This window comes from Apibacter muscae, from assembly GCF_007845635.1.
Classification (GTDB): domain Bacteria; phylum Bacteroidota; class Bacteroidia; order Flavobacteriales; family Weeksellaceae; genus Apibacter; species Apibacter muscae.
Map to the genome: position 1 here is coordinate 1 of NZ_SELG01000044.1, position 7,953 is coordinate 7,953.

Sequence of the window (7,953 nt, forward strand, 5' to 3'; positions counted from 1 at the left end):
ATAGTAAAATAAAGAAATACATTAACTCTCTGACTGTTAATCAGAGGGTCGCTGGTTCGAGCCCAGCAGGAGGAGCTGTTAAAAATTAAGCACTTATAATTATATAGGTGCTTTTTTGTTTTATATAGCTACTGCAAAGGAATTAAATATATTCTTATAAATTTCCTATACTTCCTAAATTTTAAATCCCCTATCTATTTTCTATCGAATTAGACATAAAAAAAAGGCATTGCCTACTAATTTATCAAAAGGCATTCCCTATAAATTTTATAATAATATGAATAACAGTAAACTAAATATATTATTTGTTTTAGATAAAATTAATACAAATTCAAAAGGAGTAACTCCTTTAAGATGTAGAATTACTTATCTAAAAGAAAGAAAAATTTTTTCTACGGGTTTATTTATTAATCTTAAAAACTGGGAACATAAAAAGCAAAATTCAAAGTCTCCTAATAAAGAAAATATTAGGATTAAAATATAGTTAAGCCTGATTAATTTATTATTTAATCAGGCTTTTTTAATTTAAGTAAAAAAAGTAATTAAACAAACAGTTATTCAGAAATATTATGCTTTTTATTTTTTGAAAAACATAAGTATAAAAAGTATATTCAAAAAATTATATTTCTTACTCAGCAAGAACTAAGTAAATTAGAAAAATATATCTTCCATTTTGAAAAATTAAAACAAATTAAAGATTGTTTCTTATATTGTTGTTATACAGGTTTAGTTTATAAAGAAATGATTGAACTTAAACAAAAAGATTTTATTATTTATACAGATGGAACAAAATGGATTTAAAATAAAGAGAAAAAACAGATGGAAATTACACTGTAAAAATTATATGTATTTATATATTTTATTTATTAAATATTAATATATTTTTTACTAAAAACAAATAATTTTAAATGAGAGAAATTTGTTTAGATACATTTAAATATGTAAAATTAAGTTTAGAGTGATCAGAAACTTACTCTCTTATGAGGATATATCTGCTAATTACAAATATAACACTGTAAGGATAATTTATTGGTAACTTGGTTATGAAGAAAGCTTGTAAATCTTTAAAAGATCAAAGATTCTATATATAGATAATAGTATTAAAGATTTATTTCAAATTTAATTTCAGCGTCAATGGCAGTTCGCTGAATTTCTAAAGATTCAATGAAATTTATAATTTCAAATATATTCCAGAATTTTTTTATAAATTTTAGATCCTCTTTGGTTTTAAAATTTGTAAGTAGTTAAACGTCAAAATTGACTTCCTGAGCTTATTATATGTTAAAATGAACTTCCACAAGTAACATAAATTTAATTTTTTCAAGACATAATTTTCTCTAATGGAAAAATTGAATTATTTAATTGACTTTGCGTTTATTCGCATATAAGTTGGTCATGGACCACCATCTAAGATATATAAAATACTAATCTATATATTTTTTATTTTTATTTTGTATCTTTTTAGAAATAAAATTTTTAACCTTTACTACCGCCCAAGGTAAAAAATAAGAGGAAGCCATCAATATTATTTTTTTCAAAGGCCCCTGACGCTTTCCAATAAATTTATTTATAATTTTATTTCCTCCTTTTCTAATTATCCAATCTAAAATTAAACTAGTAAAATTGGAACTGCTAGAATTAGTAAAACCTAATGATTTTTTAGTAAAATTAGTAAAAGAAGAACCTAATAAACCTAATTGATTGGATAAATTTTTAGGAGAAAGACTGTTTTCCATTCCACTAATTTCTTCTTTCAAAACTTTTTTTTGAACTAGAAAATCATTGTAAGTGTAACGCTTATTCGTTTTCGCTAATTGATTCATCTTGCTTTTTATTAAGTTGAAATTCTATAATTTTTTTCATGACTGCTTTAGATAGCTTAGAATAAAAACAGATCAAAATTATTAGTAAAATTAGGTAAAAGGCAGAGAATGTTACAAAACCTAAACCAATGTCTGCGAATTTAATTCCTATATATATACTAATACCAATACTTAGTAATAGCAAAAAGAGAAAACATATAACAAGAATGAAAAAGCCAACGATTAAATTGCTGATTAAAAGAGAGACATTTTCAGTTAATTCAAGTTTTATAAGATTAACTCTTTTATTCACATAATTCTTTACAAATCCAAACATAAATTTACTTTTAGAAAATATAGAAAAAAAACATCTAAACTAAAAAAGAGTCAATATAAAAGACTCCTTTTTAGTTAATTTCTTACCTTTTTATTTAAGATCTTTTTAAAGGATCCGTATCACTAGTAATCTTTTCAACTAGTTCTTCTTTCTTCTTATGAATTTCGTGCTTACATTTATCAATACCATCAATAAAGTCATCTTTAAATTTATGATAGGTATCTTTTAAATTTTCATTAAGATCGTTAGCCCTGTCTTTAATTTTTTTTCTGGTAATTTTACCTTTATCCGGAGCAATAAGTATGCCAGCCAATAATCCTGCAGCGGCACCGAAAATAACACTAGCTAGGATATTTGAGGTTGTTTTTCTTCCCATAATGTATAAAATTGAAATTATTATTTTTAAAATTTAATATTTTATTTGTCTCTAACAAATATACTCAATAAATTTGTCAATCCAAAAATAATAAAAAAAAATTTATGCCAATTATTTCCTTCCGAGGATTAAATATGCCAGAGTCTCCAATTCGCAAATTAGCCCCTTACGCTAGAAAAGCTAAAGACAAAGGTTTAAAAGTTTACCACTTGAATATAGGGCAGCCAGATATTAAATCACCTCAAGCCGCTATACAGGCATTAAAAAATATAGATTTAGATATCTTTGAATATGCCCCGTCAGAAGGAATTTTGGAATATAGAAAAACTCTAGCTACTTACTACAATTCATTGTCTATAGGTTTAAAAGATTTAAGCTATGAGAACTTTCTTATTTCAAACGGAGGCTCAGAGTCCTTATCCATTGCAATTAGTTGCATATGCGATGAAAGAGATGAAATTATAGTACCGGAACCTTTTTATGCCAACTACTATAGTTTTGCTGAAGCTTTAGGAGTAAAAATTGTTCCAGTGGTCTCAACGATTGATGATGGATTTTCTTTGCCCAAGATTAAGAAGTTCGAAGAGCTTATTACCCCTAGAACTAAAGCAATTTTAATAACTAATCCAAGTAATCCTACAGGATATCTCTATTCAAAAGAAGAATTACAAACACTAGCAGATATTGTTGTTAAAAACAATATATTTTTAATTTCAGACGAAGTTTACAGGGAATATGTTTACGACGGTTTTAAGCATTATTCAGTATTGGAGTTTCAAGAGCTAAAAGATAATGCAATTGTTATAGATTCCGAGTCTAAAAGATACAGCTTATGCGGAATACGTTGTGGGTTTATGGTTTCCAGAAATCAAGAGTTTCTTCAAATGGCTCTAAAATTTGCACAAGCAAGACTAAGTCCCCCGCTTATTGGGCAACTTATCGCAAATGCGGCACATAGTGAACCTCAGAAGTATATTGATGATGTTAGGAATGAATATCAACAAAGAAGAGATTTATTAGTTCAATTATTAAGAGAAATTCCTGGAGTTAAATGCCCAGTACCCAGAGGAGCATTTTATTGCACCATAGAATTACCCATTGATGATGCTGAGCACTTTTGCTTATGGTTGTTAAAAGATTTTCAATATGAAGGTGGAACCGTTATGTTAGCACCGGCACAAGGGTTTTATTCGGATCATGAATTGGGTAAAAATCAAGTTCGCATGGCCTATGTTATCAATCAAGAAGATTTAAAAAGTGCAATCCATATTATTAAAAAAGGATTAGAAGTTTATAATTCCACCCAATGATAACGTTGCAAGAGAATATAGATATAAAAGAGTTTACTACTTTTAAAGTTCCGTCGATATGTAAATATTTTACAGAAATAAAGACTATTGACGAATTGCAAGAAGCTATAGATTTTTCACGAAAAAAAAAATTACCATTGATGCCTTTGGGAGGCGGAAGTAATATCCTCTTTGTAAAACCTTTTAACGGTTTAGTAGTTAAAATTAATTTAAAAGGAATAGCAGAAACTTTCAAAAATGAAGATTATGTGTATGTAAGTGCATATGCAGGAGAAAATTGGGATGATTTTGTCCAATCATGCGTAAGTAAAAATTATGGAGGATTAGAAAATTTATCTCTAATCCCTGGGAATGCAGGCACCTCGCCATTGCAAAATATTGGAGCATACGGAGTAGAAATCAAAGATTGTTTTTTTAGTTTAAAAGCCTTACACATAGAGAGTGGAAAGCTTGAAACCTTTACCCATGAAAGTTGTAATTTTGGCTATAGAGAATCCTATTTTAAAAATGAAGGGAAGGATAAATATATAATTTTAGAAGTAACATTTTTATTAACTAGGCGTAACCATAAGCTTCATATGGAGTACGGTGCAATTCAAGAAGAATTAATAAAAAAAAATATTTCCAACCCAACCATTCAAGACGTTAGAGAGGTAGTAATGCAGATTCGTAGAAGCAAATTGCCCGATCCAAAAGTTTATGGAAATGCCGGTAGCTTCTTTAAAAACCCAGTGATATCTAATGAAAAATTTGAACTTCTTCAAAAAGATTATCCAACCATACCTCATTATCAATTAGAGAATCATACGGTTAAGATTCCTGCCGGATGGTTGATAGAACAAGTGGGTTGGAAAGGTAGAAACCAAAAACAAGCCGCAGTGCATAATAAGCAGGCTTTGGTATTAATAAATTTAGGAAATGCCACGGGAAATGAAGTTTATGACTTGTCATTCGCAATAATAAATGATGTTAAAGATAAATTTGGTATAGATTTAACAAGAGAGGTAAATATAATCTCGTAATTTTTTGCATCAATATGAAAATAATTTTATTACCTTTTTCTGGACTATATTGGCTAGGCACATTTATAAGAAACAAATTTTTTGATTGGGGGATACTGCAATCCAAAAAATATAAAAAGCCGGTGATTACGGTGGGAAACTTAAGCGTAGGAGGGACCGGCAAATCACCCTTTGTTATTTATTTAATAGATTTATTAAAAGATAAATATCTAATGGGAATTTTGAGTAGGGGATATGGAAGACAGACCAAGGGTTACCAATTTGCAAATTACGAAACAACTTTTGAAGATATCGGGGACGAACCCATGCAATTTTTTGAACGGTTTAGAAATAAAATTGTTGTAGGTGTTGATGAAAAAAGGATTAGAGGAATTAAGAATATGCTTAAAGATTTTAATCCAGATTTATTTATTTTGGACGATGCCTTTCAACATCGTTATGTAAAAGCAGGGTTGAATATATTATTAACCGATTATTCTAAACCCTATTACGAGGATGAAGTTTTACCGGCAGGAAGACTTAGAGAAGGAAAATATGCGGCTAAAAGAGCACAGATTGTAATTGTTACTAAATGTCCGGATTCATTCACTGAAAAGGAAAGAGACAGAATTCAATCCAAATTAAACTTACAGCCCTCACAAGCTTTATTTTTTTCTAGGATTGTTTATGAAAATAGAGTGATATCTTCCAATTATTCGTTTAAGTTAGAAAACTTAGTGAACTTTCATGTATTATTAATTACTGGAATCGCTAAGTACAATGAAATATTAAGTTTTTCAGAACAGAATTTTGAGATTGTTACGCATTTAAATTTTAAAGATCACCATAATTTTACCAATGCAGACATCCAAGTTATAGAAAAAAAATATAAGGAAATTAGCGGAAATAAAATGATATTAACTACAGAAAAGGATTACATGAGATTGAAACATTTTCAACAAATAAAAAACTATTTATTTTATTTGCCTATAAGTATTGAAATTGATAGGGCAGAAGATTTTGAGAAATTAATTTTAAATTATATAAATAAAAATTAAACAATATTTTTTTATAATTTTATAAAGTATGAATAAGAAAACATTGTTTTGGATCTTTTTAATCTTAGGGATTGCTTGGATCTTAGGAATAAGTTATTGGTATTTATGGATTGAAAATTTAAGCCTAGCTTATATAGATTGGGAAGGAAATTTTTATAGTAAAGATTTGAATACGCAAGCTTTCTTTAAAGCAGTATCACTACTCATTGTACCTTTAGTAATTACAGCTTTATTATTTTATATTATAGGGCTTCTATTTGCAAAAAGAACCATACAAAATATAAGTAATGTTGAAAATGAAAATAAGCAACTAAAAACCGAACTTGCACAGTCTCTGGATAAAATAGAAACTATGAAAGTTTTGTATACAGGTGGAAAAATAAAAAGAAAGTTACCAATAAAAAAAGAAAAACAATCGGTAGAAAGCAAACTTGAAGCAGAAATACAAACCCATAAAGATGATTTAAAAATTATTGATGGAATAGGTGAGCGGATTGAATTTTTTTTAAATGACAATGGAATATATACTTGGAAACAATTGTCCCAAAGATCTGAAGAAGAATTAAGAAATATACTAGAGATGTATGGAGGAGTGTCTTATAGAATTCATAATCCATCCCATTGGCCTAAACAAGCACAACTTGCATCAGAAGGAAAATGGGAGGAACTGAAGCAGTTAAAAGAAAAGTTAAAACACAACTAATTATTAATATCTAAAAAAAATCAGTCTCAATGACTGATTTTTTTATACCCATAAAAACATATGAATGCAACCAGATTTAAAACTATAATAAATTCTAAAGATAAGTTTATTAAGTATGTAGAAAAAAGGGCAAAGATTGAACATGCAATAATACAGAATATCAATTTTAAAGATTTTAAAGTCAATTGGTCAGAATTTAGCATCTACAATTGCATAATCGTAGATTGTGAGTTATCCAAAGAAGACTTGTCGTATCTTTTTCAACAAGGTGTTTTTGTATATCCCAAATTTAAAAAACTGCCTTACCTACCTATCCGAAAAGAATTGTACAACTGGCGAGAATTAATGGAAATTGAAAAAACCAAAGCGCCTAAAACCAAGGACGAAGTTATCTACCAACATTTTAACCAAACAAGGTTTAATCCACCTATGGATGAAGCTCTTACCCAAAGATTGCATGATTATAGTATAGATAGCTGTTTAAGGGAATTACTAAAATTTAATGATGAGGGAATGACAGAGAAGAAAGCCGTGGGCTTTATGGGAGGGCATAGTGCTTTACGTACTTCTGAATCATATATAAAAACAGCTACAGCCGCTTATTTAATAGCCCAAGAAGGATATTATGTTGTTACAGGGGGAGGCCCTGGAATTATGGAAGCAGCCAATTTTGGGGCTTATATGTCTGCCTATCCTCAGAAAGATTTTATGAATGCATTGGCTCTTTTACAGGAGACGGGGACGAATCATATACATCCGGAATATTTATCAGAAAATTATTTGGAGCAAGCCCAAAAAATACTTCAAATCTATCCCAACGGCAATGAAAATTTAGCAATTCCCACTTGGTTCTATGGACATGAGCCTAGTAATATTTTTGCCAGCCATATCGCCAAGTATTTTTCCAATAGTTTAAGAGAAGATATTTTGCTATCTGTTTGCTTATATGGAGTGGTTTATTCCCCAGGAAGTGCAGGAACAACTCAAGAAATTTTTCAAGAAGCCACACAAAACCATTATGGAACCTATGGGTATTATAGTCCCATGATTTTCTTTAGTAAAAAAAGATATGTAGAAGATACAGCCCTTTACTCTACCTTGCATCAGCTGGCTAAAGGTATGAAGTACAAAGACTTACTTTTTCTTACGGATGAACCGGAAGAGGTGGTACGTTTAATTAAAACCCATCCACCCGTAAAAAAAATATAATTTTACTTGCAGGATGAAAAAATATATGTATATTTGCATCACTAAACAACGCGGGATGGAGCAGTAGGTAGCTCGTCGGGCTCATAACCCGAAGGTCACAGGTTCGAGTCCTGTTCCCGCTACTAAGACAAATAATTGAAAAAGTGAGACTTACAGT

9 protein-coding genes and 1 tRNA gene are annotated in these 7,953 nt (G+C 29.4%); 7 read left to right on the forward strand and 3 right to left on the reverse strand.

Annotated elements, in window-relative coordinates; all coding sequences use genetic code 11:
- Positions 1-277 precede the first annotated feature (277 nt).
- Positions 278-484, forward strand: coding sequence for an Arm DNA-binding domain-containing protein (locus tag ETU08_RS12070; protein ID WP_260391097.1), 207 nt, complete (start codon positions 278-280; stop codon positions 482-484).
- A gap of 940 nt (positions 485-1,424) precedes the next feature.
- Here ETU08_RS12070 and ETU08_RS11775 read toward each other — a convergent pair.
- From ETU08_RS11775 to ETU08_RS11785, 3 genes are all read right to left on the reverse strand, one after another.
- The gene (locus ETU08_RS11775) at positions 1,425-1,823 is read right to left on the reverse strand and encodes a hypothetical protein (RefSeq protein ID WP_146263237.1); all 399 of its coding nucleotides are present in this window, start codon (positions 1,821-1,823) and stop codon (positions 1,425-1,427) included.
- A complete protein-coding gene (locus tag ETU08_RS11780) occupies positions 1,798-2,139 on the reverse strand; it encodes a phage holin family protein (RefSeq protein WP_146263238.1) in 342 nt (113 codons plus the stop codon). The genes ETU08_RS11775 and ETU08_RS11780 overlap by 26 nt, the downstream gene beginning before the upstream one ends.
- Positions 2,140-2,233: 94 nt before the next feature.
- Positions 2,234-2,515: a YtxH domain-containing protein gene (locus tag ETU08_RS11785; RefSeq protein ID WP_146263239.1), complete on the reverse strand. Its 282-nt coding sequence runs from the start codon at positions 2,513-2,515 to the stop codon at positions 2,234-2,236.
- Between the two features lie 104 nt (positions 2,516-2,619).
- On the opposite strand from ETU08_RS11785, the gene ETU08_RS11790 reads away from it, so the two are divergent.
- From ETU08_RS11790 to ETU08_RS11815, 6 genes are all read left to right on the forward strand, one after another.
- Positions 2,620-3,825 carry a pyridoxal phosphate-dependent aminotransferase gene (locus ETU08_RS11790; RefSeq protein ID WP_146263240.1) on the forward strand — a complete coding sequence of 402 codons (1,206 nt, stop codon included), beginning with the start codon at positions 2,620-2,622 and terminating at the stop codon, positions 3,823-3,825.
- Positions 3,825-4,847 (forward strand): UDP-N-acetylmuramate dehydrogenase, encoded by a 1,023-nt coding sequence (gene murB, locus ETU08_RS11795; RefSeq protein WP_375764695.1) that lies wholly within the window; start codon positions 3,825-3,827, stop codon positions 4,845-4,847. The genes ETU08_RS11790 and murB overlap by 1 nt, the downstream gene beginning before the upstream one ends.
- Before the next feature lie 14 nt (positions 4,848-4,861).
- Positions 4,862-5,884: a tetraacyldisaccharide 4'-kinase gene (gene lpxK, locus ETU08_RS11800; RefSeq protein WP_260391098.1), complete on the forward strand. Its 1,023-nt coding sequence runs from the start codon at positions 4,862-4,864 to the stop codon at positions 5,882-5,884.
- A 28-nt stretch (positions 5,885-5,912) separates the two neighbouring features.
- Entirely contained in the window at positions 5,913-6,587 is a 675-nt protein-coding gene (locus ETU08_RS11805; RefSeq protein WP_146263243.1) for a hypothetical protein, read from the forward strand.
- Between the two features lie 60 nt (positions 6,588-6,647).
- Positions 6,648-7,796 carry an LOG family protein gene (locus ETU08_RS11810; RefSeq protein WP_146263244.1) on the forward strand — a complete coding sequence of 383 codons (1,149 nt, stop codon included), beginning with the start codon at positions 6,648-6,650 and terminating at the stop codon, positions 7,794-7,796.
- Between the two features lie 49 nt (positions 7,797-7,845).
- Positions 7,846-7,918: transfer RNA gene (locus ETU08_RS11815), tRNA-Met, on the forward strand.
- The last annotated feature ends 35 nt before the right edge of the window (positions 7,919-7,953 follow it).